The organism is Microbacterium sp. nov. GSS16, assembly GCF_028198145.1.
In the GTDB taxonomy this organism is placed as follows: Bacteria; Actinomycetota; Actinomycetes; order Actinomycetales; family Microbacteriaceae; genus Microbacterium.
In genome coordinates, this window is the sequence record NZ_CP116338.1 from 865,696 (window position 1) to 892,500 (window position 26,805).

General features: G+C 69.1%; 21 protein-coding genes. 17 read left to right on the top strand and 4 right to left on the bottom strand.

Annotated features, from left to right (window positions below; all coding sequences use genetic code 11):
- Positions 1-118 precede the first annotated feature (118 nt).
- On the top strand, positions 119-5,029 hold the full coding sequence (locus PGB26_RS03990) for a metallophosphoesterase (protein WP_271639045.1): 4,911 nt from the start codon (positions 119-121) through the stop codon (positions 5,027-5,029).
- A gap of 81 nt (positions 5,030-5,110) precedes the next feature.
- Positions 5,111-6,538, top strand: a complete 1,428-nt coding sequence (locus PGB26_RS03995; RefSeq protein ID WP_271639047.1) for a CCA tRNA nucleotidyltransferase — start codon at positions 5,111-5,113, stop codon at positions 6,536-6,538.
- 142 nt (positions 6,539-6,680) lie between these two features.
- Here the strand turns inward: PGB26_RS03995 and PGB26_RS04000 are convergent, their stop codons facing one another.
- Positions 6,681-7,316: a TetR/AcrR family transcriptional regulator gene (locus tag PGB26_RS04000; protein WP_271639049.1), complete on the bottom strand. Its 636-nt coding sequence runs from the start codon at positions 7,314-7,316 to the stop codon at positions 6,681-6,683.
- A gap of 61 nt (positions 7,317-7,377) precedes the next feature.
- Between PGB26_RS04000 and PGB26_RS04005 the strand changes: the two genes are divergently transcribed.
- The 4 genes from PGB26_RS04005 (at position 7,378) to PGB26_RS04020 (ending at position 12,213) form a co-directional block, all read left to right on the top strand.
- Positions 7,378-8,676, top strand: coding sequence for a glycosyltransferase (locus tag PGB26_RS04005; RefSeq protein WP_271639050.1), 1,299 nt, complete (start codon positions 7,378-7,380; stop codon positions 8,674-8,676).
- An 81-nt stretch (positions 8,677-8,757) separates the two neighbouring features.
- Complete coding sequence (locus tag PGB26_RS04010) at positions 8,758-10,089, top strand: GAF domain-containing protein (RefSeq protein WP_271639051.1); 1,332 nt, start codon at positions 8,758-8,760, stop codon at positions 10,087-10,089.
- 107 nt (positions 10,090-10,196) lie between these two features.
- Positions 10,197-11,744 carry an acetaldehyde dehydrogenase ExaC gene (gene exaC / locus PGB26_RS04015; RefSeq protein ID WP_271639052.1) on the top strand — a complete coding sequence of 516 codons (1,548 nt, stop codon included), beginning with the start codon at positions 10,197-10,199 and terminating at the stop codon, positions 11,742-11,744.
- 73 nt (positions 11,745-11,817) lie between these two features.
- Positions 11,818-12,213, top strand: a complete 396-nt coding sequence (locus PGB26_RS04020) for a DUF779 domain-containing protein (protein WP_271639053.1) — start codon at positions 11,818-11,820, stop codon at positions 12,211-12,213.
- 61 nt (positions 12,214-12,274) lie between these two features.
- On the opposite strand, the gene PGB26_RS04025 is transcribed toward PGB26_RS04020, so the two are convergent.
- Together PGB26_RS04025 and PGB26_RS04030 are read right to left on the bottom strand one after the other, a co-directional pair.
- The gene (locus PGB26_RS04025) at positions 12,275-13,309 is read right to left on the bottom strand and encodes an NAD(P)-dependent alcohol dehydrogenase (RefSeq protein WP_271639054.1); all 1,035 of its coding nucleotides are present in this window, start codon (positions 13,307-13,309) and stop codon (positions 12,275-12,277) included.
- A gap of 111 nt (positions 13,310-13,420) precedes the next feature.
- The gene (locus tag PGB26_RS04030) at positions 13,421-14,593 is read right to left on the bottom strand and encodes a hypothetical protein (RefSeq protein WP_271639056.1); all 1,173 of its coding nucleotides are present in this window, start codon (positions 14,591-14,593) and stop codon (positions 13,421-13,423) included.
- Positions 14,594-14,622: 29 nt separating this feature from the next.
- Here PGB26_RS04030 and PGB26_RS04035 point away from each other — a divergent pair, with 29 nt between their 5' ends.
- The gene (locus tag PGB26_RS04035) at positions 14,623-14,982 is read left to right on the top strand and encodes a hypothetical protein (RefSeq protein WP_271639057.1); all 360 of its coding nucleotides are present in this window, start codon (positions 14,623-14,625) and stop codon (positions 14,980-14,982) included.
- Between the two features lie 14 nt (positions 14,983-14,996).
- Here PGB26_RS04035 and PGB26_RS04040 read toward each other — a convergent pair whose 3' ends face one another.
- Complete coding sequence (locus PGB26_RS04040; RefSeq protein ID WP_271639058.1) at positions 14,997-15,584, bottom strand: Lrp/AsnC family transcriptional regulator; 588 nt, start codon at positions 15,582-15,584, stop codon at positions 14,997-14,999.
- A gap of 149 nt (positions 15,585-15,733) precedes the next feature.
- On the opposite strand from PGB26_RS04040, the gene PGB26_RS04045 reads away from it, so the two are divergent.
- The 10 genes from PGB26_RS04045 to PGB26_RS04090 all read left to right on the top strand — a co-directional run bounded on the left by PGB26_RS04045 (position 15,734) and on the right by PGB26_RS04090 (position 26,793).
- Positions 15,734-17,320, top strand: a complete 1,587-nt coding sequence (locus PGB26_RS04045) for an ABC transporter substrate-binding protein (RefSeq protein WP_271639059.1) — start codon at positions 15,734-15,736, stop codon at positions 17,318-17,320.
- 14 nt (positions 17,321-17,334) lie between these two features.
- The gene (locus PGB26_RS04050) at positions 17,335-18,396 is read left to right on the top strand and encodes an ABC transporter permease (protein ID WP_271639060.1); all 1,062 of its coding nucleotides are present in this window, start codon (positions 17,335-17,337) and stop codon (positions 18,394-18,396) included.
- Positions 18,393-19,298 (top strand): ABC transporter permease, encoded by a 906-nt coding sequence (locus tag PGB26_RS04055; RefSeq protein WP_271639061.1) that lies wholly within the window; start codon positions 18,393-18,395, stop codon positions 19,296-19,298. The genes PGB26_RS04050 and PGB26_RS04055 overlap by 4 nt, the downstream gene beginning before the upstream one ends.
- Complete coding sequence (locus PGB26_RS04060; protein ID WP_271639063.1) at positions 19,295-20,089, top strand: ATP-binding cassette domain-containing protein; 795 nt, start codon at positions 19,295-19,297, stop codon at positions 20,087-20,089. Before PGB26_RS04055 ends, PGB26_RS04060 begins: the two co-directional genes overlap by 4 nt.
- On the top strand, positions 20,079-20,918 hold the full coding sequence (locus tag PGB26_RS04065) for an ABC transporter ATP-binding protein (protein WP_271639064.1): 840 nt from the start codon (positions 20,079-20,081) through the stop codon (positions 20,916-20,918). Before PGB26_RS04060 ends, PGB26_RS04065 begins: the two co-directional genes overlap by 11 nt.
- Positions 20,919-20,982: 64 nt before the next feature.
- Positions 20,983-21,960 (top strand): glycosyltransferase family 2 protein, encoded by a 978-nt coding sequence (locus PGB26_RS04070; protein ID WP_271639065.1) that lies wholly within the window; start codon positions 20,983-20,985, stop codon positions 21,958-21,960.
- Positions 21,957-23,318: a polysialyltransferase family glycosyltransferase gene (locus tag PGB26_RS04075; RefSeq protein ID WP_271639066.1), complete on the top strand. Its 1,362-nt coding sequence runs from the start codon at positions 21,957-21,959 to the stop codon at positions 23,316-23,318. Before PGB26_RS04070 ends, PGB26_RS04075 begins: the two co-directional genes overlap by 4 nt.
- Positions 23,315-24,478 carry an acylneuraminate cytidylyltransferase gene (locus tag PGB26_RS04080; protein WP_271639067.1) on the top strand — a complete coding sequence of 388 codons (1,164 nt, stop codon included), beginning with the start codon at positions 23,315-23,317 and terminating at the stop codon, positions 24,476-24,478. Before PGB26_RS04075 ends, PGB26_RS04080 begins: the two co-directional genes overlap by 4 nt.
- Positions 24,479-24,592: 114 nt before the next feature.
- Positions 24,593-25,465, top strand: coding sequence for an N-acetylneuraminate synthase family protein (locus tag PGB26_RS04085; RefSeq protein ID WP_271639068.1), 873 nt, complete (start codon positions 24,593-24,595; stop codon positions 25,463-25,465).
- Complete coding sequence (locus PGB26_RS04090) at positions 25,462-26,793, top strand: DUF6716 putative glycosyltransferase (protein WP_271639070.1); 1,332 nt, start codon at positions 25,462-25,464, stop codon at positions 26,791-26,793. Before PGB26_RS04085 ends, PGB26_RS04090 begins: the two co-directional genes overlap by 4 nt.
- Positions 26,794-26,805 lie beyond the last annotated feature (12 nt).

Sequence of the window (26,805 nt, forward strand, 5' to 3'; positions counted from 1 at the left end):
ACCGAGGGTTCACGAAACGGTCGAAGACGGGCGCGTTCGGACACCTGGGCGTCATGTGGGGTGACTACGAAGAGAAGCGGCACTCGCCGTTCCCCCTTCGTGAAGAGGTTCCCCTTCCATGCCCAATCCCTCACTTCGCCGTTCCGGAGCCGGAGCGCTCGCCGCGGTGATCGTAGCCACAGCGCTGGTGTCTGGCGGTGTACCGCAGGTCGCCTCGGCCGCCGATGTCGACGACTCGACCTCGACGATCCCGTCGACGCCTGCTCAGAGCACCTCCTCGCCTTCGCCGACGCCCGACGTCCCGCAGCAGACTCCTGAGCCCGAAGATCCTCCCACGCCGGAGGACACGACCAGGCCAGCTCCGGATGCCACGGCTTCGGCTTCCCCGGAACCGGTCCCCACCGATCCCACCCCGGCCGACACCGCCCCCGCAGACCGCGTTCCGAGCCCTGATGACGCGGCGTCCGAGGCATCCGATCTCACTCCCATCACCGGCGAGAGCGGAAACGCCGCCGAGCACTGGCCGCTGGCGATCACCGAGATCAACGGCGACAACGCCGGAGCCGACACGTACGAGTTCGTCGAGGTCACGAACACCACCGCCGAGCCGATCGATCTCACTGCCGACGGCCTGCAGATCCGCTATCACACCAGCCAGTGGAACACCGGCACCGTGCAGCCGCTCATCCACCTCGACGGAGAAGGCGACAGTCCCGCCGTCATCCCCGCCGGCGGCACCGCCGTGCTCTGGATGAACTACGCCGACGGTGATGCCCGCCGCAGCCTCACGAAAGAGCAGTTCCGCGCCTTCTACGGCGTGCCCGAGACGGTTCAGGTGCTGCGCTTCGGTCCGCAGGGCGGGTTCGCGAACAGCGGTTCGCGCGGCTTCAGCCTCACGGATGCCGAGGGTGCGACCCTCGCACGAGCCTGGGTGCCGTCGGACGACGGCGTCGGCTCGACGCCGTGGAACGCTCAGTTCGCCGTGCCGAATCAGATCGGATCGGCCGACGCCCGCCTGCTCGGCTTCGACCCGACCGGAGCGACCGCCGCACCCACGCCTGGCACGATCACGGTCGAGCAGGTGACCAGCGAGCTGATCCCGGCACCCAAGCCGACCGACCCCGACGCCAAGGGTCCCATCCTGCAGATCACCGAGGTTGCCCCCGACACGGCGAACGTCGCGGGCTCCGACGCCTTCGAGTTCATCGAGGTGTACAACGCCTCGGACGCGCCGGTCGGCTTCGGTGACTACGCGCTGCACTACCTCACGACCGACAACGCCCTCAGCGGCCCGACGACGAATGCGTCGACACTGTGGCCCGCGGGCCCGGGAGAGCCGGCCATCGAGCCGGGCGAGACGCTCGTGCTGTGGATCCAGAACCCGGCCGTGCTGCGCGCGGGATACACGGTCGCCGACTTCAACGCCGCCTTCGGCACCGAGCTCGTGCTCGGCGAGAGCATCCTCACCATCGCGTCGGGCGGCATGGCCAACGGCGGCTCGCGCGGCCTGCAGCTGATGACGAAGAGCGGTCACGACATCTCGCGCGCCTACTACTTCGACGACGGCCAGACGACCGCATCCACGGCGATCCAGTACGGCTGGAACCCTGCTGATGCCAGCGGCGCACTGTGGGTGCCCGCCGACCCCGCCGGCACCAGCCAGAGCATGCTCGGTCTCGCGACCCCGACCCCGGGGGCCGTCAGCGCGGACCAGGTGGCCGACGCCTACGTGCCGCACCCGGAGGGGGGCACCGCTCCGAAGATCGTCGACCTGACGGGCGGCTCCGAGCTGCCGCAGGGTGACGATGTGGCGCTCGGGTTCGACGTCACCGACGACGTGCTCGTGCGCCGCGTCACCCTGACGCTGACCGACGACCTGGGCGCGACGGAGACGCGCGAGCTCGCGTTCACCTCTGCCGGGCGATACGAGTACAGCATCCCCTCGGTCGACGTCTTCGGCAAACGCTGGCTGGAGTACTCGGTCACGGCAGGCGACGGCCTCCAGACCACCACCCTCGGACCGGTGCGCCTCACTCTCGACAGCAGTCCAGACGACCCGGTACGGCTGAACGTCGCCGACGGCCAGTTCGTCGGCGGGCAGACGCCGCTCGTCGCGACGACCGACGGCGACCCGGCATCCCTCTCTCTGTCTGTCGACGGTGAGCCGGTGGGCGAGACCATCGCTTCTCTCGAGCGTGCGCCCCGTTTCGCCATCGAGGCGACCAGCACCGACGCGTTCTTCCGCAACGGGCTGAAGCTCGGCGACACGGTGCTGACAGTGTTCGACGAGGGCTATTACGACCGCGTCGTCACGGTCGACGCAGAGGTCCCCGTTCAGGAGGTCGTCCGCGGCGAACAGCTGACGCTCGGGGTCTACGCCGGGACGAAGGCGTGGCCGCAGCCCGATCCGAACGAGAACAACGACGATTTCACGGCGATGAACCCGCGCCTCGTTCTGCCCGATGGGCGGGTGCTGCGCCCGACCTCCTGCTCCGGTGCCGGAGAGGGCAAAGAGCCCACCGCACGCAGCTGTCCCACGACCTCGACCGAGCGGATCAATTTCAGCGACGCTGATCTGGTGTACTTCCTCGCGACGTTCACCATCCCCGACGATGCGTTCGACTCGGTGTCGACGCTGTGGGACACGACTGCCGTAGCCGACGGCCCGCACGTTGTCACCGCATCCGAGCACGCTGGGACGACTCGCGCCGGGGCTGCGGACGCACTCACGGCCACCCGCACGGTGGTCGTCGACAACACTGCTCCCCGGATCGACAGCACGCTCACCGATGGCCGGCAGTACCGCGGCGAGTTCACCATCGACGCGACGGTCACTGACGCCGGCTCCGGCTTCGAATCGGTCACGGCCACCCTCGACGAGAAGGAGATCGCGCTTCCGCTGACGACGTCATCGCTGACGCTGTCGCCCGGTGACCACACTCTGGTCGTCACTGCGAAGGACGCCGTCGGCAACGTCTCGACGAGCACGATCGCGTTCTCGACGGCCGACGAGAAGCCGCGCACACAGCTGATCAGCCCCGATGACGGCGCCGAGCTGACCGGCGACCGGGTCGACCTGGTCGCTCGACCCGGTTCGCAGATCGACGATCGTCTCGAACTGTGCTTCGCGGAGGGGTACTCGTACACCTCGCTCGATGCCGAGGTGCAGGTCGCCGCCGGAACCACGTCGAGCTCCCGCACGACCGACCGCGGCGATGCGAAGCCGCTCAGCGAGGACGAGCTGGCACGCATCGCGCGACTGGACGGAATCGAGGTCGCCGCGACCTCCGACACGGCCATGCCGTACCAGCTGTTCACCGTGCAGGTTCCGGCACGCGTCGGCACCGGCGCGCAGATGCGCGTCGGCTGGGAGGGGTCTGCCAACGCGGATGCCAAGGTGCTGCTGTACGTGCAGAAGACGAACGGCTCGTGGGAGGAGGTCGATCGCCACGTCACCACAGGAGGCGGGCCCACCAGCTTCGCGCTCGAGGCCGAGGTGCCCGTCGACGGGCACGCGAAGCGAGGGGAGCTGACCGTGCTCGTGCAGCACTCCGAAGGTTGGGCCGGGGCCGACTCGAGTTCGCGCGACTCGCAGGTCACACCGTTCAACGCCGGCGCCACACCTCGTGACCAGTACGACTTCACGCTCGGCTGGTTGTCGGACACGCAGTACTACAACCGAAACGAGGGAGCCCTCGCCGGTGCCGGCGGATCGGACGTCTGGTATCAGCACCAGGTGAAGATGAACGACTTCCTGGTGGCGCAGCGCGATGCGCTGAACCTGCAGTACGTGACGCACACCGGCGACATCGTCGACAACTACGACCAGCCGCACCAGTGGAAGAACGCAGACGCGGCGTACCGCAAGCTGGATGATGCGGGAATCCCGTACGGCGTGCTCGCGGGCAACCACGACGTCGGGCACTGGGACGGCGACTACACCGCGTACAGCGCCAGCTTCGGCGAGGCGCGCTTCGCCGAGAATCCCTGGTACGGCGGGTCGTACAAGGACAACCGCGGTCACTACGACCTGGTGACCGCTGGCGGGATCGACATGCTCATGATGTACATGGGCTGGCCGGACCCCAACGACGAGGCGTCAAATTCCGAGGACATCGCGTGGATGAACTCGGTGATCCGGCAGTACCCCGAGCGCAAGGTCATGATCAACCTGCACGAGTACATGCTCACCACCGGCGGGCTCGGGCCGTTCCCACAGCGGATCTACGACGAGGTCGTGGCGCCGAACGCGAACGTGATCTCTGTGGGTTCCGGCCACTACCACGACGCCTACACGCGCCTGGACGAGTTCGACGACGACGGTGACGGCACTGCTGATCGCACGGTGTACTCGATGCTGTTCGACTACCAGGGTCTGCCGGAGGGCGGTCAGGGGTATCTGCGCCTGCTGCACTTCGACAACGAGCAGGAGCGGATCATCGTGCGCACCTACTCGCCGTCGCTCGACGACTTCGATTCGGACGACGCGTCGCTGAACAGTCCGGCCGGCATGCAGGAGTTCGAGATCCCATACGCAGCCGGCGGTATCGCCCCGGTGACGAAGGTGCTCTCGACGGATTCGTTCCGCGCTGACATCCTCACCACGAACGAGATCGACTGCGTGCAGGACGTCGTGAGCGGAGAGCAGACCGCAGTCGCGTGGACGGAACTGGATGCCGGTGAGCACGGCTGGTACGTGCGCACCACCGGTCCGTTCGGCGGTGTCGAGAGCACCGAGGTTCGCTCGTTCACGATCGATGGCAAGGGCACCACCGGGCCCGGCGAGGGCGGCCCGGGCGAGGGTGGTGCCGGCGACGGCGACCCCGGCGACGGCGGCACGGGTGGCGGCACGGGTCCGGCAGCCAGCGGATCCGACGCGGGAGAGCAGGAACCGAGCGTCGTGCGACCCGGTCACCCGCTGGCGACCACCGGCTCGTCGGCATCGTGGACGCTCGGCCTCGGGATCGTCGCGTTGCTCGCGCTCCTGGCCGGGGGCATCCTGCTGTGCGGCGGTCGACGCCGGACATGACATCGATCGCACGAGAACCCCACGGGCACCGCCTGTGGGGTTCTCCGCGTCGGCCCGCTTCGCCCCGGTACCCTTGAATCCATGCTCAATATGGCCGAGGGCCTGTCCCGACTCGGCGCGCTCGCCGCGAACCCCGTCGTCGCCACCCTCGCGACCGCCTTCGCTGAGGCGGGCTTCGACCTCGCCGTCGTCGGTGGTCCGGTGCGCGACGCGCTGCTCGGCCGCGAGACACACGACCTCGATTTCACGACGAACGCCCGCCCCGACGACATCCTCGCGATCGTCAAGCCGATCTCCAGCACCCAATGGGACATCGGCCGCGCCTTCGGCACCATCGGCGCACGCGTGCAGGGCGAACAGGTCGAGATCACCACCTACCGCGCCGACAGCTACGACGGCGTCACCCGCAAGCCCGTCGTCGAATTCGGCGACACCATCGACGGAGACCTGCTGCGGCGCGACTTCACCGTCAATGCCATGGCGCTGCAGGTTCCCGCCGTCAAGCTGATCGATCCGACCAGCGGGGTCGAAGACCTCGTCTCGGGCATCCTGCGTACTCCCATCGACCCCGAGATCAGCTTCGGCGACGATCCGCTGCGGATGCTGCGGGCGGCGCGATTCAGCGCCCAGCTCGATTTCGCGATCGAAGATGCCACTTTCGCCGCCATCGAGAAGCTGCGCCAGACGCTGACGATCGTCAGCCCCGAGCGCGTGCAGGGTGAGCTCGTGCGGCTGATGCAGACCGATGACCCGATCCGGGGCATCCGGGTGCTGGTCGAGAGCGGACTGATCGACGAGTTCCTGCCCGAGGTGAGCGCGCTGCGACTCGAGGTCGATGAGCACCACCACCACAAGGACGTCTACGAGCACTCGCTCACCGTGGTGCGCCAGGCCATCGACCTCGAGAAGGCCCGAAACCCCGGTGCGGCTGCCGATGTGCCGCTGCGGCTGGCCGCGCTGCTGCACGACATCGGCAAGCCGCGCACACGCAGACTCGAGAACGGGGGAGGGGTCACCTTCCATCACCACGACGTGGTCGGCGCGCGCATGGCGCGCAAGCGCCTGCAGGCGCTGCGCTTCGACGGCGACACGATCGACGCGGTCGCGAAGCTCATCGAACTGCACCTGAGATTCTTCGGCTACGCCGAGGGCGCCTGGACCGACAGCGCCGTGAGGCGGTACGTGCGCGACGCCGGCGACGTCGTCGAGCGACTGCACATCCTCGTGCGTGCCGATGTCACCACGCGCAACAGGCGCAAGGCCGCTCGCCTCGCCTCGGCATACGACGACATCGAGCGGCGCATCGTCGAGCTGCGCGAGCAGGAGGAGCTCGACAGCATCCGCCCCGAGCTCGACGGCAATCAGATCCAGCAGATCCTCGGCATCAAGCCCGGTCGCGAGGTCGGCGAGGCGTACCGCTTCCTGCTCGAGGTGCGGCTGGATGAGGGTGTGATCGGCCCGGATGCCGCCGAGCAGCGTCTGCGCGAGTGGTGGGCCGCGCGCGGCTGAGCTGCGCGGCTTTGCCACGTTTTCGCAATCTCCGTCGCGAGACTTGGCTTGCAGCACGAGACAGGGCTTACACAGGCAGGTCTCGTGCTGGAACGGAAGTCTCGGCGCCGCCCGCGCGCGCGCGGCGCGGCGCGGGCGGGGGTCAGCGGGCGAGCTCGGCCGCGACGGCCCCACGCAGCCACTGCATATAGGTGCCGGCGTCCCATCCCGACTGTGCGACAAGCTGCTGATAGCTCTCGGGCGAGAGCAGGAACGACAGCGTCGCAGCGGTCGCCTGGGGGTCGGCCTTCGGGGCGGCCAGACCGCGGGCGATGAGTTCGTCGATCAGGCGTCGGTAGTCGTCGGCGCGACGATGCAGGATCTGCGTGAGCACCTCGTCCACCCGCTCATCCGACAGGGCTGCGCCCAGCAGCACCGTCCACAGCCGATGCCCGCGTGCGTTCGCGTCGGTGATCTGAGCCAGCACGGCGTCGAGGAACACATCGTCGGGCAGCTCCAGCACGCCGGCGGCGACATCCGTGTCCGTGAGCGACTCGGCGCCCTCGTATCCCGAGAACGTCACCTCGAACGCCGCGATCAGCAGTTCGGCCTTCGAGGCGGCCGTCTTGACGGTCTCACCGGAGACGCCGGCCGCGCGCGCGATCGCGGCGATGGTGGTCGCCTGGTACCCCTGTCGGGCGAACAGCTCCCCGGCCGCGGCGATGATCCGGGCGCGCGTCTCACGTGCCTGGCGGGCCCGGAGTTCGGAGCGGTAGACGCGAGCGGTCGATTCCGTCATTGACTTTCCTTGCAAGCAGATGAATACTGTCTCGGTATATCGATCTTAGAGAAGGAGTGCCATGTCCAGCCACCTCATCGCCTGCACACCGGCGCACGGGCATGTCATGCCGCTGCTGCAGATCGCTCGCCATCTCATCGAGCGCGGTGACGATGTGACGTTCCTCACCAGTTCCCGCTACGGCGAACGAGTCGCGAGCACGGGAGCCCGGTTCGTCGCTCTTCCTGCTGCGGCCGACATCGACCTCGACGACGCCGACGCCGCGTTCCCGGAGCGCGTGGGGCTGACCGGAGCGGCAGCTCTGCGCTTCGACATGAGCAATCTGTTCGTGAGGCCGGGAGTCGCTCAGCTCGCCGCTGTGCGCGCCGTGCTGGCAGAGCAGCGCATCGACACCGTGCTCGCCGAACCGCTCTTCCTCGGCGCCGCTCTGCTGCAGCAGCTGCCGCGGCACGACCGGCCGCCGGTGATCGCGCTCGGAATCTTCCCGCTCGGGGTCCGCAGTCGCGATACGGCGCCGTTCGGCCTCGGCGTCACGCCGATGGCCGGTCCCCTTGGGCGACTGCGCAACGCCGCGCTGCGGACCATCGCGGAGCGGCTGATCTTCCGCCGCGTGCAGCGGGAGGCCGATCGGCTCGCCGCTCGCGAGACGGGTCGTGGCCTCGGAGGGTTCGTCCTCGACTGGGCCGGTCGAGCCGACGCCTACATCCAGTTCACCGTTCCCGAGTTCGAATACCCCCGATCGGATCTGCCCCCGACGGTGCACTACGCCGGAGCGATTCCCGCCGTGATCTCCACTCCCGCTCTGCCGGAATGGTGGAGCGATCTCGACGCCGGCACACCCGTCGTGCACGTGACCCAGGGAACCATCGCGAACCGCGACTTCTCGCAGCTCGTGTTGCCGACCCTCGAGGCGCTGCGCGACAGCGATGTGCTCGTCGTCGCATCCACCGGGGGGCGTGCCCTCGGAGACCTGGCATCCGATCTGCCGGCGAACGCCCGAGTAGCCGAGTACCTTCCGTACGATCAGCTGCTGCCCAAGGTCGACGCCATGGTGACCAACGGCGGCTATGGCGGTGTTCAGCAGGCGCTGCGGCACGGCATCCCACTGGTCGTAGCAGGACGAACCGAGGACAAGGTCGAGGTCTGCGCGAGGGTCGGCTGGTCGGGAGCGGGGATCGACCTGCGCACGCAGACGGCCGATGCGCCGAAGATCCGGGACGCCGTGCACCGCGTGCTGAACGAGCCCGCGTTCCGGGCGACCGCCGCGCAGATCGGTCACGCCCTGCGCGCCGCCGATCCCTGGCGGACGCTCGACGAGGTCATCGACGCGAGCATGATCCGGCGCACCGCCCTCACCTGATCCGGGTGCGGTGAAACGCGTGACCGAACAGGTCGCGCACACATACACTGGGCACACCCATCAGCGCCGATCGGAGCCAGCGTGCCGTCCCCCTGGTCGTCATCGCGTGACGCCTCCCCGGAGGTCTCGCGCCTTCTCATCGAGCGCGCACACGAAGAGCTCGTCGCCGGGAACCTCGAGGATCGCCGCCTGCAGCAGGTGCGCCCGCTCGTGCGGGCGTCCTGGGAGCGGGCGTGGCAGAGACGCGTCGGCGCCGAGGGACTGCCGCCGCTCGACTTCAGTCAGGACGCTCTCGAGGCGTACCGCACCGGGCATCCGCTCGCCGGGGTGATGGACCTCATCCGCTCGCTGCTGCTGCCCGGCAGTGCCGAGGACTCGGGAGTCGTCGTCGCGGTCGGCGACCACGCCGGCCGGCTGCTGTGGGTCGAGGGCGACCTTCGACAGCGCGTGCTCTCGGGCGAGATGGGATTCGTCGCGGGCGCGAACTGGTCCGAGCAGACCGTCGGCACCTCCGCCCCCGGCACGGCGCTTGCCCTCGGCGAGTCGGTGCAGATCCACCACGCCGAGCACTACAACCGACTCGTGCAGCCGTGGTCGTGCACGGCGGCCCCCGTGTTCGACCCCGAGACCCGCCGCATCCTCGGGGTGATCGACGTGACCGGCGGGGCCGAGGCCGTCACACCGCAGGCCCGGATGCTGGTGGATGCCACGGCGCGAGCCGTCGAATCCGAACTGCTCGTCGCGCGTCTGCGGGCCCGCAGCGAGGCACCCCGCGGGTCGGAGCGCTCGCCGCGCCGCTCGCCGCGTGACACCAGGCATGCCCGCCTGCAGGTGCTGGCACGCGACCGTGCCCGCCTCGAGGTCGACTCCGCCGAGGGCGAGACGACGATCGAGCTCAGCGCCAGGCACGCCGAGATCCTGCTCATGCTCGCCGTGCACCGGCAGGGCCTGTCGGCCGAGCGGCTCAGCGAGCTCGTCTACGGCGAGGGCGCGTCCCCCGACACCCTGCGGCCCGAGATGGTGCGTCTGCGCAGGGTGCTCGAGCGGGTCTCGCCAGACCTCGCGCCGCAGTCACGGCCGTATCGGCTGACCGCACCGCTCGAGACCGACGCGCAGAACGTGCTCTCGCTGCTCGACCGCGGTGCGCACCGCGTCGCGCTCAGCGCCTATCCGGGTGCGGTGCTGCCCGAGTCGGCATCACCCGGCGTCGAGGAGTTCCGCGAGACGGTACGCGCGGCCCTGCACGAGGTGATGGTCAGCGAGGCCAGTCTCGACGTGCTGCTCGCTTACGCCGAGATCCCCGAGGGGCAGAATGACGCCGAGGCGCTGCGTCTCGCCCTCGAGATGCTTCCCGCCCGCTCGCCGAGACGCTCGGGTCTCGTCGCGCGGATCGAGCGTCTCGACGTCGAGTGACCGCAACCGACTGCAACGTTGCGCACGGGGGCGCAACCTGACGCCCCCTACCTTCGAACCCAACAGCCGCGCAGCATCGAGGCCGCGGCCCGTCGAAGGAGTCAACGATGACCATCGTCGAAGAAGACGTGTCCACCGCGTACGCCGCCCCCGGCCAGCCCGGCGCCGTCGCGAACTACCGCGCCCGGTACGGCCACTACATCGGCGGCGAGTTCGTCGAACCCGCCAAGGGCCAGTACTTCGAGAACATCAGCCCGGTCAACGGCAAGCCGTTCACCGAGGTCGCCCGTGGCACCGCCGAAGACATCGACCGCGCTGTTGACGTCGCCTGGAAGGCGTTCGAATCGTGGAAGCGCACCTCACCCACTGAGCGGTCGGTCATCCTCAACCGGATCGCCGATCGCATCGAGGAGAACCTCGAGGCGATCGCCGTCGCCGAGACGTGGGAGAACGGCAAGCCTGTGCGCGAGACGCTCGCCGCCGACATCCCGCTCGCCGTCGACCACTTCCGCTACTTCGCCGGCGTGCTGCGCGGACAGGAAGGCGGCATCAGCCAGCTCGACGAGAACACCGTCGCCTACCACTTCCAGGAGCCACTGGGCGTAGTCGGGCAGATCATCCCGTGGAACTTCCCGATCCTCATGGCGACCTGGAAACTGGCTCCTGCGCTCGCCGCGGGCAACTGCATCGTGATCAAGCCGGCCGAGCAGACCCCGGCATCCATCCTCTTCCTCTTCGAGATCATCGGCGACCTGCTGCCGGCCGGTGTCGTGAACATCGTCAACGGCTTCGGCATCGAAGCCGGCGCTCCCCTCGCGCAGCACAAGCGCATCCGCAAGGTCGCATTCACCGGCGAAACCACCACGGGCCGGCTGATCATGCAGTACGCCTCGCAGAACCTCATCCCGGTCACACTCGAGCTCGGAGGCAAGTCACCCAACGTCTTCTTCGAAGACGTCGCCCGCGCCGACGACCCGTTCTACGACAAGGCGCTCGAGGGCTTCACGATGTTCGCGCTCAACCAGGGCGAGATCTGCACCTGTCCGTCGCGCGCGCTCATCCAGCGCTCGATCTACGACGGCTTCCTCGCCGACGGACTGGAACGTGTCGGCAAGGTCGTCCAGGGCAATCCGCTCGACCCCGCCACGATGATCGGCGCGCAGGCGTCGAACGACCAGCTCGAGAAGATCCTCAGCTACATCGACATCGGCAAGCAGGAGGGCGCGAAGCTGCTCACCGGAGGCGGGAGGGCAGACCTCGGCGGCGACCTCAGCGAAGGCTTCTACGTCGAGCCGACAGTGTTCGAGGGCAGCAACAGCATGCGCATCTTCCAGGAGGAGATCTTCGGCCCCGTGCTGTCGGTGACAAGTTTCAGCGACTTCGACGACGCCATCTCGATCGCCAACGACACGCTCTACGGTCTCGGCGCCGGCGTGTGGAGCCGCAGCGGCGACACCGCGTACCGAGCAGGCCGTGCCATTCAGGCCGGTCGCGTATGGACGAACACGTACCACCAGTACCCGGCCCACGCCGCGTTCGGCGGGTACAAGCAGTCGGGAGTCGGCCGCGAGAACCACAAGATGATGCTCGATCACTACCAGCAGACGAAGAACCTGCTGGTGTCGTACGCCGAAGGCCCGATGGGCTTCTTCTGATCGGCCTCCCCAGTGCCGGGCGGGCGTCGCGTGACGTCCGCCCGGCAGCCGTTCCCGAGCGAAGGAGTCGCAGATGGTCAGCATCGGAAGGTACGAGCGGGTGGACGTGTCGGATGCCGCGGCCGAGCTGCTGCGCGAGCTGACGGCGCAGCACGGGCCCTTGATGTTCCATCAGTCGGGCGGATGCTGTGATGGCTCGTCGCCCATGTGCTACCCGATCGGCATGTTCATCACCGGACCGAGCGACGTGCGCCTCGGTGAGCTCGACATCGCGGGCCTCGAACCGATCGAGGTGTTCATGTCGGAGGCGCAGTTCGAGTACTGGAAGTACACGCACCTCACGATCGACGTCGTGCCCGGCCGCGGGGCGGGCTTCAGCGTCGAGGGTCCGACGGGCATGCGCTTCCTCATCCGGTCCCGGATGCTGAACGATGCCGAGCTGGAGTACTTCGGCCTCGCTCCGGCCTAGGCATCCGGATCAGAGCATCCGACCATCTCGGCGTACCGCGTGCCGACGCGTCACACCGCCGTCAGGGCACGACGACCGCGCGTCCCTGCACCCTCCCGTCGTGCAGCCGCGTGTATGCCTGAACCGCCTGGTCCATCGAATAGCGCTCGACGTGCACACCCACCGATCCGCCGCGGGCCAGTGCCAGCACCTCCATGAGTTCGCTGCGGGTGCCCCAGTACGGGGCACGAACCGATGCGCCGAACGGGGTGGAGAAGAAGCCGGTCGGCAGCAGGCCGCCGCCGATCCCGACGATCTGGATGTCGCCGTCGACGGCGACGACCTGGCGCGCGATGTCGAGAGTCGGCTGCACGCCCGTGAAGTCGAACACGGCTTCGGCTCCGCGACCCTCGGTGAGGCGGCGGATCTCATCGACGGCCGACTCGTCCGACATCAGCGCGTGATGGGCTCCGACATCCCGCGCCAGCGCGAGCTTCTCCTCGGCGATGTCGAGAGCGATGACGGTCGCGGATGAGATCGCGCGCAGCAGCTGGATGCCGACGTGGCCAAGTCCGCCGGTGCCGATGACGACGGCCGTCGACCCGGCGACGAGCTTGTCCCTCGACGACATGATCGCGTGGTACGGAGTCAGACCGGCGTCGGTCAGCGACACCGTCTCGACCGGGTCGAGGTCGCCGATGGGAACGAGATGGCGCGCGTCGTCGACGATCAGGTACTCCGCCATCGCACCCGGCGAGCCGAGGCCCGGAGGCTGGATGCCGAGTTCCGCGGCCCTCGTGCAGTAGTTCTCCGCACCCCGTGCGCAGGCGTGGCACTGCCCGCACCCCCATGGGCCGTAGACGGCGTACGAGGCCCCGAGCTCGATGCCCTCCACGCCGTCGCCGAGCTTCTCGGCCACACCCACCCCTTCGTGCCCGAGCGTGAGGGGAAGGCCGTACACGTACTGCTCGGCCGGGAGGTTCATGACGAACCAGTCGGAGTGGCACAGGCCGGCGGCGGTGACCTTCAGACGGATCTGGCCCGGCCCGGGTTCCGGCGTCTCGATGTCGACGAGCTCCGGTCCTCTGCCGATCGTGCGGTACTGGATGGCCTTCATCGTGCAACCTCCTGATCGAGCTGCGGCGGCGGGCGCGGCCGCATGCTCGTCCAGCATCCTCCATCCGGGGATCGACCGAAAGCCCGCCGCCCCGGATATATTCCGGCCGTGTCAGCGGAAGAAGACGAAGGACAGCAGGCCGAGGAAGTGCGGCAGAAGCGTCACGCCGAACACGATGATGATGATCACGAGCGTCACCCACGAGAAGCCCTTGCGCAGGCGGCGGCCCTGCGGTGCGACCCCTGCCGGCGGCCGCAGCATGGCAGCAGGCGGGGCGAAGGGCAGAGCCGCGGGCGAAGCCGGGGGCGGCGGCAGCCGGGTGGCCGGATGCGGCGCGGCAACGTGCTGCGCCGATCGCAGCCGGTCGTCGCGCCAGCGCGCCCATTGATCGAACTTGCCCAGCAGCGCACCAACCGTGCCGAACAGCCAGGCCCAGGTGCTGACGTCGGTGGTCGAGGCGGGCCGTCGCATGTAGAGGAACAGCCAGTCGTCCACGATCTCGACATCGAGCTGCGCCGCATGGTCGATGAAGCGCGCCATGATGTCCGGCGTGAACAGGTAGAGCGCGTCGGCCTCGTACCCGCTCGGGCAGTACAGCGTGAAGTGCCGGTCGAAGTCGCCCTCGAGTGAGAGGCGCTGGTCCTTCGAGAACGTCGACGGCAGATTCGACCCGAGCCCGTTGTTGCCCAGGGCGTCGAGGACGATGTTCGGCAACGGCACATCGAGCTTCACGGCGACGTAGCCCCAGCTGTGCGTCGTCTTGTTCTTGCCCGACCCGGTCGTGTACCGGTAGTTGCCGAACTCGACGAAGCGCGGCTCCTGCCCGCGGACGAGCTGTGACGCAATGCGCGAGTGGCCGAGGTGGAAGATCATGCCCGGAAGCGGCGGGTCGCTGACGAACGGGCGGAACGTCATGCCGTTCGCCTGCGCGAACCGGGCTATCCGGTAGGTGCTCTCGCGTGTGCGGCGGCGAGAGATCACGAGAAGCGGGATGGCGATTGCGGCGATCACGAACGGGATCAGCGCCGGCAGGGAGAACAGCGCCCCGACCCCCGCGTCCCCGGAGGCGATGCCTGCGATCAGCCCGAACAGGGTGAAGCCGATGGTCGGCAGGAACACCAGGCCGAAGACGACCGCGACGATCACGCCGATGACGATCTGGGCACCCGACGTCGGGTTCTGCGCCTTGACCGTCCGCCAGAACGCGCTCACGGCACGGGCGTCGACCGGTTCAGTGAGGGGGCGCGTCTCGAACGGCTGCTGCGGGGGCGGCGCCGGGATCATGGGTCAACGGTACCTGCCATGATCGATGGGTGACTCAGACCCGAACCCTCCCCAGTCTCAACGGCCGCACGTTCAAGATGGTGTCGTCGACGACGTCCGTCGTCAACCACGACGCCCCGAGCGTCTTCCACTATTTCGAGCAGGACGGTGTGATCTGGGGCGACTACACCGGTGACACGGTCACGATCGGCCGCTTCGTGGGAACCCGCACCGGCGACACCATCTGGGTCTCGTTCGTGCACGTGCTGGCCGCCACGGGCGAGGTCGTGACCGGCGACGGCGAGAGCGAGATCGAGATCGGCGACGACGGGATGCTGCGCCTGGTCGAGCATTACGAGATGCACGGCGCCGCGCAGCTCAGCGTGTGCGTCGAGACCGCCGCGGCCTGATCCGGTCGTCGCGGTCACCGCGGCGGCAGGGCGCCTCTTCCCGCCGTCGCCGGCGTCCACTGCGTCATGCCCAGCGGCACATCGAGGCTGCGCTCGGGCAGGTCGGGGGGAAGCACGAACGGCCGACGGATCACCTCGTCGAGCACGACGACGCTGACCACCGTGCGCACCTCGGGAAGCTGAGCGATGACCCCGGTCGAGAACTCGTGCACACCGCTGACGTCCGTCGCGCGGATCAGCAGCATGGCGTCGTGCTCTCCGGTCGTCACGGCGCAGTACTCGATGTCGGGCATCTCGGCGATCTGCGCCCGGAACGACGCCCACGCCTGCGGATACACCGTGACGAAGATCAACGCCCCGATCGAGAGTCCCGCCTTGGCGGGGTCGACCCGCGCGCTGAAGCCCGTGATGACACCGTCCGACACCAGCCCCTCCACTCGGGTGTACGCGTTGGCTCGCGAGATGCCGACTTTCTCGGCCAGCGCGGCGATCGAGATGCGCCCGTTCTCGCGAAGAAGATCGAGGATTCGATACGAGACCGGATCAAGGGCAGCGGCACTTCGTCCAGAATCCCGGGTATCTTCAGCGTCAGTGCTGGACATTCTGCATCCTAATCTCCATCGTGCGGACAGGTTTTGTCTACATGACGCAATGTCATTGGACAAATCGTCGCACACCATGGGAATCTGATCACGGTCGTCCAGCATTGGATGCCCAGGACTCCCGATCCACCCTGCCAATGGAGGTACCCATGCTGTCGACGCTGCGCACGCCGGCGATCGCCCTCGGAGCGATCGCGCTCCTCGCCCTGACCGGATGCTCGGGAGGAAACTCTGCGAACAACAACGGCGGGGCGAAGTCCGGTGGTTCCCTGGTCATCGACACCGCGTTCTCGGTCGAGACCGCCGACCCCGGGCACACCTACGACCCGACCGGCAACATGCTCGCCAAGGCGATGTACGAGACGCTCGTCGACTTCAAGGGCTCGGACGTCTCGACCCCGATCCCCGGGCTCGCCTCGTGGAAGGCCAACGACTCCGCCACCGAGTTCACCTTCACACTCGAAGACGGCCGCGTCTTCTCGGACGGCACCCCGATCGAGGCGAAGGACGTCGTCTTCTCGCTGCAGCGTATCCAGGGCATGGCCGACGCCAAGCCGAACTTCCTCCTCTCCGGCGTCACCATCACGGAGGTCGACGAGAAGACGATCCTCTTCACCACCGAGACGCCCCTGCTGCAGCTGCCCGCCATCCTCGCGAACCCCGCTCTCGGCATCGTCAACGCCGACGTGGTGATGAAGAACGGCGGCAGCACCGACGGCTCCGACTCCGCGCAGAAGTACTTCGACGGTGCCTCCGCAGGCTCCGGCCCCTTCGTGCTCGACACTCTCGACCTCAGCTCGCAGATCGTGCTGAAGAAGAACGACGAGTACAACGGCGACGAGAAGCCCGCCTACGACCGCGTCGTCATCCGCAACGTCTCCGAGAGCGCCACCCAGCTCGCCAACCTCAAGGGCGGCGACTCGATGGTCGCCATGGATCTCAACGGCGACCAGGTCAGCGGTCTCGGTGACGGCCTCGACGTCGACTCGGTGCCGTCCGGGCAGACCATCTTCCTGCTGCTGAACCAGTCGACCGGTGTCGCCGGCGACCTGGCCAACGTGAAGCTCGCCGAAGGCATCAGGTACGCACTCGACTACCCGGCTCTGCTCGAGCTCGCCGGCGCCGGTGCCGAGCAGGCGACCGGCGTGATCCCGCCCGGATTCGAAGGCGCCCTCGACGAGGGCGTCACCCAGGACCTCGGCAAGGCGAAGGCGGCCTTCGACGCCGCCGGCTACACCGGTCAGACGCTGAAGCTGCAGTTCCCGAACGACTACCCCGTCGGCGGGGTGGAGTTCACGCCGCTCGCCGAGCGCATCCAGGCGCAGCTGAAGGACGCCGGCGTCACGGTCGAGCTCGCCCCCGCTCCGTTCGCCACCGAGCTCGACGCGTACGTGAACGGCACCGAGGGCTTCGGCCTCTGGTTCTGGGGCCCTGACTACGCCGACTCTGCCAACTTCCTGCCCTTCGGACCCGGTCTGAAGGTCGGTCTGCGTGCGGGCTGGGAGCAGTCGGCCAACCCCGAGATCGCCGCCATCGCCGCGGATGCCGCCAGCGCGACCGATCCCGACGAGCGCACCGCCGCGTTCACGAAGTTCGCTGAGACGATGCAGGCGAGCGGCCCGTTCGTGCCTCTGATCGTGCCCGGCCGCAACATCGCCACCTCTGACAAGGTCGACGGCGCCGTCTACAACTCCGTGTGGGAGATGGACATCGCCGAGATCACGCCCGCCGGCTGAACGGAACGACCGTGATGACGACAGTGGCTGTGCAGACACAGGCGCAGCGCAAGAAGTCGCCCCTGGCGGGGTACCTGCTGCGCAGGGCCGGCACCTCGGTGCTGCTGCTGATCGGCGTCACGGTCGTGACGTTCCTGCTCACCAACCTGGTGCCAGGAGACCCCGTCTCCGCGGCGCTGGGTGAGGGGGCGTCTCAGAACCCCGCGACGCGTGAAGCCTTCATCAAGGCGCAGGGGCTCGACCAGCCCCTGTTCGTGCAGTACTTCATCTACATGGGCAAGCTGCTGCGCGGCGACCTCGGCACCTCCCTCGTCACCGGGCAGCCGGTGACCGCGGATCTCGCCACGGCCGTGCCCGCCACGATCGAGATCGCGCTCTGCGCGATCGTCCTGAGCCTCGCGGTCAGCCTCGTCCTCGGCACGCTCGCCGCGTACCGGCGCGGCATGGTCACAGACCAGATCGTGCGAGTGGTCACCCTGATCGGGCTCAGCGTGCCGACCTTCTGGCTCGCACTCGTGAGCTTCTACGTGTTCTTCCTCAACCTGCGCATCGCGCCCGGGTCCGGTCGCATCTCGCCGTCGATCATCCCGCCGCCCCGGGTGACCGGGCTGTACACGATCGACTACCTGCTGAACGGCGACGGCGTGGGCTGGACCGACGCCATGGCGCACCTGGCGCTGCCGGTGATGGTGCTGTCGCTGGTGACGATCGGTCTGCTGACCCGGTTCATCCGCACGTCCGTGCTCGAGGTGCTCGACAGCGACTACGTGCGGGCGGCTCGCGCGAAGGGTCTGCCGGCCATGCGGGTGGTGCTCGACTACGTGCTGCGCGGAGCTGCTCTGCCGGTGCTGACCGTGGTCGGCGTCGCCTTCGGCTCACTGCTCTCGGGCACGGTGCTCGTCGAGTCGGTGTTCGCCTGGCCCGGCCTCGGCACGTACGCCTACAACTCGGCGGCCAACCTCGACCTGCCAGGGATCATGGGCGTCGGCCTCATCGTCGGCGTCATCTACCTGGTCATCAACTTCGTCGTCGACCTGCTGTACGGCGTGCTCGACCCGAGAGTGAGGATCGCATGACCTCTCGCGAACCCCGCATGCCGGGGCGGCTCAGGCTGCGCTGGCCCCGTGCTTGGCGCACCCCGCTCGGCATCATCGGCAGCGTCGTCGCCGCCGCCTGGATCATCGTCGCCTTCACCGCGCAGTGGTGGGTGCCGTTCGAGCCGAACGCCCAGGCGCTGCCCCGCCTTCAGGCGCCGGGAGTCGACACGCTGCTCGGCACCGACGGCAACGGCCGCGACATCTTCTCGAGACTCATGACCGGTGCGACGGTCACGATCCCGCTCGCCCTGACCCTGGTCGTGGCGGCCCTTGTCATCGGCGCCGTGATCGGCGCGCTCGCCGGGTACTTCGGCGGCTGGGTCGACGAGACGCTCATGCGCATCACCGATCTGTTCATGGCGTTCCCGACCGTGATCCTCGCGATGGTCGTCGCCGCGTCGCTCGGCCCCTCATTGTTCAACGCCGTGATCGCGGCGGTCGTCGTGTCGTGGCCGCAGTACTCGCGCGTCACCCGCAGCATCGTGCTGTCGCTGCGCAATCAGAACTACGTGATCGCCGGTCGTCTGCTCGGCCACTCACCGACACGCACCCTCGTCGTCGATATCCTTCCCAACGTCGCCGGTCCGCTGCTGGTGCTGGCGACACTCGACATCGGTGCGGCGATCCTGCTGTTGTCGGGGCTGTCGTTCCTCGGTCTGGGCGCACAGCCCCCAACGCCGGAATGGGGCTCGATGATCTCCGCCGCAATGCAGAACTTCGATGCGTGGTGGCTCGGGGTCTTCCCCGGCCTCGCCATTCTCACGGTCGTGCTGGCATTCAACTTCCTCGGCGATGCGCTTCGCGACATCCTCGACCCGACCGCCGAGGTGACGCACGAGAAGCAGACCGAGCTGGTCGCATCGAGCGGAGGCGGCGCATGAGCATCCTCGACATTCGCGACCTCACGGTCGATATCGGTCGCCCACTCGTGAAGGGCCTGTCGGTTCAGCTCGATGCCGGGCGCATCCATGGGCTCGCCGGGGAATCGGGATCGGGCAAGACGCTCACCGCCATGTCGGTCCTCGGTCTGCTGCCGCGCCACGCGCGCACCGGTGGCTCGGTCCGGCTCGGCGACGCCGAGCTGCTCGGACTCGGCAGGCGGGCGATGAACCGCATCCGCGGCAAGCGCATCGCGATGGTCTTCCAGGATCCGTCGGCGTCTCTGCACCCGCAGATCCCCGTCGGTCGTCAGCTCACCGACCACATGCGTGTGCACCTCGCGCTGCGCGGGACGGCAGCCAGACAGCGTGCAGTCGAGCTGCTCGAGCGGGTGCAGGTCCCGAACCCCGAAGAAGCACTGCGACGCTACCCGCACCAGTTCTCGGGCGGCCAGCGGCAGCGCATCGCGATCGCGTGCGCGCTCGCCTGCGATCCCGAGGTGCTGCTCGCCGACGAGCCGACGACGGCACTCGACGTGACCGTGCAGGCCGGCATCCTGAAGCTGCTGCGCGACCTCGCCGACGAGCGCCAGATCGCCGTTCTGCTCGTCACCCACGATCTCGGTGTGATGAGCGCGATCGCCGACGTCGTCACGGTGATGAAGGACGGCAGGGTCGTCGAGCACGCTGATCGAGCGACGCTGTTCCGCCACCCGCAGCACGAGTACACCAGGCAGCTGCTCGCGGCTCTGCCCGGATCACGCATCGAAGGAGGCGACGAACATGGCGCATGAGACCGTCCTCGACGCTCAGGGCATCGTCGTCCGCTACCCCGGCAACCCGCCCGTCGTCGCAGTCGACGACGTGTCGCTCCAGGTGCGCGCCGGTGAGACCGTCGCCCTCGTCGGAGAATCCGGCAGCGGCAAGTCGAGCCTCGCCCGCGCCGCCGTCGGCATCGAGAAGCTCGCGGGCGGCACGGCACGCTTCCTCGATGGGGAGGTGACGCCGCTGCGCGTGCGCCGCCGCCCGAAGCACCTCACCGGAATCCAGATGGTGTTCCAGGACCCGTCGACCTCGCTCAACCCCCGCCGCCGGATCGGCGACCAGATCGCCGACGGCATCGCCACCGCGCGAGCGCGCGGTGCGGAGGGCTCGACGGTCGAGGAGTGGCTCGAGAAGGTCGGCCTGCCCACGGCATCCGTCTCGATGTTCCCGCACCAGTTCTCGGGCGGTCAGAAGCAGCGCATCGCGATCGCGCGGGCGCTCGCCGCCCGCCCGCAGCTGCTCGTCGCCGACGAGCCGATCTCGGCTCTCGACGCGTCGACCCAGACGAGTGTGGCCGCGCTCATGCGCGATCTCGTCAAAGAGGCGGGCGCCGGGATGCTGTTCATCTCGCACGACCTCGCCGTCGTGCAGCGCATCGCCGACCGCACATTCGTGATGTTCGGCGGGCGCGTGCTCGAGTCCGGGCCGACCGTGCAGCTCTGGGCCGACCCGCAGCACCCGTACACGCAGGCGCTGCTGGCGGCGATACCCGAGCCAGACGGCGCGGGCCGCATCCCCGCGGCGCCGTCGGCCGCCGAGCGTGCGATCTGGGCCGACGTACCCGCCATCCAGCGCTGACGACGTCACCCGCTGTTCACCGGGCGGACCGACGCCCGTAAGAGCGGCCAGGCACGATGACGCCGTGCCCGCACCGTCGATGACCGTGATCGTCCCCGCGAAGGACGCCAGCAGGTTCATCGGCACGGCTCTCGAGACCCTCGTCCGCCAGTTCCCCGACGATCATGCGCTGAAGCTCGTCGCGATCGACGACGGCTCGAGCGATGACACCGGGGTGATCATGCGCCGGTACGCCGAGCGGTTCGCGCATGCCGAGGTGATTCGCAACGGCACCCCCAGAGGGCTCGCCACCGCCCGCAATCAGGGCCTGGCGTACGTCGAGGGCGACTCCTTCTGCTTCCTCGACGGTGATGACTGGATGCAGCCCGGCCGGCTGCCTGCCCTGCAGCGCGCACTGCGCGCCCTCGGCTGCGACTTCGTGCGCACCGATCACGTCACGGTTCAGGGTGCGCAGCGGCGGCTCGTGCGCGCCCCGTTCACCCATCGCGGGATCGTCGCCGATCCGCGCGAGGCGATCCTGCCCGTCGAGGACCGCACGATGGTCGACTATCCGTTCGCGTGGGCGGGTCTGCTGCACCGCCGGATGCTCGAGAGCGGCGTCGCCGCGTTCAGCGATGGTCTGTTCACCGCCGAGGACCGCCCCTGGATCTGGCGGCTGCACCTGCACGCGCGGTCGTTCGCCGTCGTCGACGCCCCACACCTGCTGTACCGCCGGGGTCTCTCCGACTCGCTCTCCAAGACGCTCGATCGGCGCCAGTTGCACTTCTCCCGGGCTCTGAGCGAGGTGCTCGATCTCGTCGAGGCGGATCGGGATGCCGATCAGCTGCTGCCCAAGGCGGTGTTCAGCGTGCTCGCGCTCAGTTCGCATCACCTCGTGCGCGCTCGCCGCATGCGGCCTGCCGTGCGGAGAGAGCTGCGTGCCGGCATCCGGGATCTCCTCGCTCGCCTGCCTCGCGACCAGGCGCGGACGGCGATCGACCGCATCGGCGGCTCCCGTAGGCGGGTGCTCGCGCGGGTGCTCCGGGACGCGGATCACGCATGAGCCGGACGATTCAGCTGTTCGCCCTGCACAGCGCCTACGGGCTGATGACGGCAGTCGCCGCCATCGACGCAGGGCTGCTGGGAGACGACGATGTCGAGCGCATCCTCGTGCCGATGAACACCGCCGCGGTGCCCGAGACCGCACCCGATCTCGAGAGCGTGCCCCGGCTGGCCCCGCTGCGCGCACGATTCGACCGCATCGAGCCGCTGAACCCGCTGCTCGATCCGCTGCACCCGACCACCTGGCACCCCGATGAGCAGGATCTGCCGATGCTTGAGCGGCTGCTGAGACGTACGTGGGCCCTCCACGACGCCCGGCTCGAGCTGTTCGTGCAGTCGCCGCAGGTCGCACCGGCGCGCACGCTGATGGCGCTGTTCTCGCAGGCGCAGCTGAATGTCATCGGCGACGGGCTCATGACGTACTCGCCGATCCGCAGCGCCATGCCACGGCAGGTCACCGAGCGCGTCGCCCGCGTCGTGCACCCCGATGTCGTGCCGGGCGTCGTACCGCTCGTCTTCGCCGAGACCGGCGCGATCCCGGTGCCGGTCGACCCTGCGGATCACGGGCGGGTGCTGTGCGAGGTGGGGCAGGCGCAGCCGGATGCCGTTCTGGACGCCCTCGTGTCGCCCGACGTCCCGACGGCGCTGGTCCTCGGGCAGTACCTGTCGGCTCTCGGGCTGATGAGCCAAGACGACGAGACCTCATTGCAGACGCGGATGATCGACCGGGCGGCGGATGCCGGCGCGCAGCGCGTCGTGTTCAAACCGCACCCCTCCGCGCCGCCTGCGCTCTCGGATGCGCTCGGGCAGCGGGCATTCGCTCGAGGGCTCGCCTTCGCCACCTACGCCGGCGACCAGCCGGCGGAGTACGTCGCGCACCGCCTGGGGGCAGCGGCGGTCATCGCCGGGTTCTCGACCGCTCTGCCGACAGCGCGAACGGTGTTCGGGATCCCCGGACACGCCGTGGGATCCGACACGGTGCTCGCACGACTCACACCGTACGAGAACAGCAACCGAGTGCCCGCCGCCATCGTCGACGCCCTCGAGCGCGGCGTCGCGACGGATGAGCTGCAGGGCATCGTCGACGCCGTCGGATACGCCATGCAGCCCCACATCGTCGGGCATCTTCGGCCGCGCGCGATCGCGGCGCTGGCGACCATGACCGGCCGCGACCGTGAGCGATACGTGCCATCCGACCGACTGCGCGCCCTCGACCTGCCCGGTGCGCCCGCGCGGGGTCGGTGGCAGCGGCCGGGTCGCCAGGCCGGGGGAGTCGGGCGCTGGGAGGAGCTGCAGCTCACCGCAGCCGGCGCGAAGCGCCGCGCCCGCAGAGTCTGGAAGGCGGCGACCGGCCGATGACCGAGAACGAGCTCACTGTCGCGATCATCCCCGCGCGCGGCGGGTCGAAGGGCGTGCCGGGCAAGAACCTGCGGCGGGTCGGCGGGATATCGCTGGTCGAACGCGCGGTTCGCGCTGCTGCAGAGGCTCGAGGCGTGGACCTGGTGGTCGTCAGCACCGACGACGCCGAGATCGCACGCGTCGCCGCCGCGGCGGGTGCGCGGGTCATCACGCGCCCAGCCGATCTGTCGAGCGACACCGCGACGTCGGAGAGCGCGGTGCTGCACGCCCTCGACGCGCTCGCCGCCGACGGCGTCCTGGTCGGCACCGTGGTCTTCGTGCAGGCGACGTCCCCCTTCATCCCGAGCGAGGGCATCGCCGAGGCCGCCGCGCACATCGCGACCGACCGCTACGACAGCGTTTTCTCCGCTCACGAGACCTATGGCTTCCTCTGGCGACGGGATGCCGATCAGCTGGCCACCGCGGTCAACCACGACGCGTCGAACAGGCCGCGCCGGCAGGACCGCGAGCCGCACCACCTCGAGACCGGGGCGTTCTACGCCTTCACCGCCGATGGCTTCCGCGCGGCGGGTCACCGGTTCTTCGGCCGCATCGGCATCGTCGACGTGCCCGAGACCTCCGCCATCGAGATCGACGACGAGCACCAGCTCGCCGTCGCAGACGCTCTCGCGGCGCTCGACCCCGCACCGGATGCCCCGATCCCGGCATCCGTGCTCGTCACCGACTTCGACGGGGTGCACACCGACGACACGGCCACGGTCGACACCGAGGGCCGCGAGTCGGTGCGGGTGAGCCGGGAGGACGGTATGGGCGTCTCGCGGCTGCGCCGCGCGGGTATCCCGATGCTCATCCTCTCCACCGAACTGAACCCCGTCGTCGCTCGTCGGGCTGAGAAGCTGCAGGTGCCGGTGCTGCACGGCATCGAAGACAAGACCGCCGCTCTGGAGTCGTGGGCCGCCGAGAACGGCATCGCGCTCGCCGACATCGCCTACGTCGGCAACGACGTGAACGACCTCGCCGCCCTCGACATCGTCGGCTGGCCGATCGCCGTGGCGAACGCCCACCCCGCCGTGAGGGCGGCCGCGCGCGTCGTCCTGACTCGTCGCGGTGGCGAGGGAGCGGTGCGCGAGGTTGCCGAGCGCATGCTCGCCGCGCGCTGATTCCCGCCGCCCCGGTTCGCCGTACGAGCGTCGGCAGCCGGTCACCGGCTCGACGCCGCAGGTTCACCCGACCCGCGTAGACCGGGAGGACACGACCGGAAACGGAGGGTCCTCATGACCGTCACCATCGCAGACCGCGTGATCGGCGGAGGCCGTCCCACGTACGTCATCGCCGAGATCGGCCTGAATCACAACGGCGATGTCGAGATCGCCAAGCAGCTCATCGACGTGGCCCGCGCCGCTGGCGCCGACGCCGTGAAGTTCCAGAAGCGCACTCCGGAGATCGCCACTCCCGAGCACATGCGCGACGTGTCCCGCGAGACGCCCTGGGGCACCATGAGCTACCTCGACTACCGCCGCAGGGTCGAGTTCGACCGTGAGCAGTACATCGAGATCGGCGACTACGCGACGATGGCAGGCCTGCACTGGTTCGCCTCGCCGTGGGATGTGCCGAGCGTCGAGTTCCTCGAGGACCTGAACGTGGTCGCCCACAAGGTGGCATCCGCCAGCCTCACCGACACCGAGCTGCTGCAGGCGCTGCGCGCGACCGGCAAGCCCGTCATCCTCTCCACCGGCATGTCGACGATCGAGCAGATCGACCGGGCGCTCGACACGCTGGGCTCCGACCGCACCATCCTCATGCACGCCACGTCGACGTATCCGATGGAGTCGGGCGAGGCGAACCTGAAGATGATCGCCACGCTGCGCGACCGCTACGCGGGCGTGCCGGTGGGCTACTCCGGCCATGAGCGCGGCCTGCAGATCTCGCTCGCCGCCGTCGCGCTTGGCGCAGTGGGAGTCGAGCGCCACATCACACTCGACCGCGCCATGTGGGGCTCGGATCACGCCGCGTCCCTCGAACCGGCGGGTCTCGAGCGCCTGGTTCGCGACATCCGCGTCATCGAGGAAGCACTCGGCGACGGAGTCAAGCGCGTCTATCCGGGCGAGCTCGCTCCCATGGCCAAGCTGCGTCGCGTCGGGGCATGACTTTCCCCGGCAGCCGGCCGCCCCGCCTGCGGGTGGTCGCCATCGGCGACGCCGACTCGTTCGTGAAGTGGGCCGCCCACCTCATCGACCAGGTAGACGACATCAGTCAGCACCTGCTGCTGGTGCACACGCCGCTGGTCGTGAGCGATGCGCAGCGGGATGCCGCGGTCGCCGGCACCCGCTTCGCCGACCACCCCGCGTCGATCACGCGGATCGCCTTCGACGACGTCGCCGACTGGCTCGCCAGAGACACTCCCGACGTCGTCGTGCTCGCGGGTCGCGCCCCGTTCGTGCGTCTGCTCGGACGCGAGATCGACCGGCTCACCCGCCGCCCTGTCGTGGTCAGCGGTCTGCCGGGTATGTCGATCCCCGCGCTGCGCGGCGCACTCGAGTATCGCCGGCACTGCGACCTCGTCGTGGTGCATTCGCGCCGCGAGGTCACCGCGTACACGCGCCTCGGCCGTGCCCTCGGCGTCACGGTGCCCGTGGGGCTCGCGACGTTTCCGTTCGCGAAGCCGGCTCGGGTGGCGAGCACAGGCACCGACCTCGTGTTCGCCGCGCAGGCGCTCGTGCCGGGTGATCGTGCCGAGCGGCGCCGCATCGCCGAGGTCCTGCGCCTCGCGGCGGTGGCCGACCCGTCGCGCCGCGTCGTCGTCAAGCTGCGCTCGCGGCCAGGTGAAGTCGAAGCGCATCAGGAGCGCGACGGCTACACCGACCTGCTGGAGAACGCCCCCGAGAACCTCGTCTTCTCGTTCGCGCCGATGGCCGAGGCGCTGGCCACTGCCGAAGGCCTCGTCACGGTGAGTTCGACGGCGGCCGTGGAGGCGCTGGCCGCGGGCGTCCCGGTGATCGCACTCGACGACTTCGGCATCCGGCCCGACCTGCTCAACCGCGTCTTCGACCGCAGCGGGCTGCTCGGCGGCGGAGATGACGTGGTGGCGCGGCGCTTCCGGCATCCGGACCCGCAGTGGGCGGCGGCCAACTACTTCCACGATTCGCGCGATTCGCGGTGGTGGGAGCAGGTGCGCGCGCTGGTCGCGCAGCGACGCCGCGGCGCCCTGCCCGCGCGCGCGGTGCCATTGCCGCGCGGCGGTGCCCTGCACGCAGCGTGGCACCGCCGGATGGTGCTCGGCGACGCCGACCGCACACCGTCGGGACGCATCGCGGCCGTGCTCGTGACGCCGGCGATCGCAGCGCTGGCCGCGCTGAAGCGCCGCCGTAGCCGACCGGCTGTTCCGGATGCCCTGGCAGCGGACTTCACGCTCGCGCCGAGCCCGCTCGCAGAGCCGGTGCGACGACGGTCTGCGGCATACGCGTCGATCCGGTAGACTGCTGTGGTT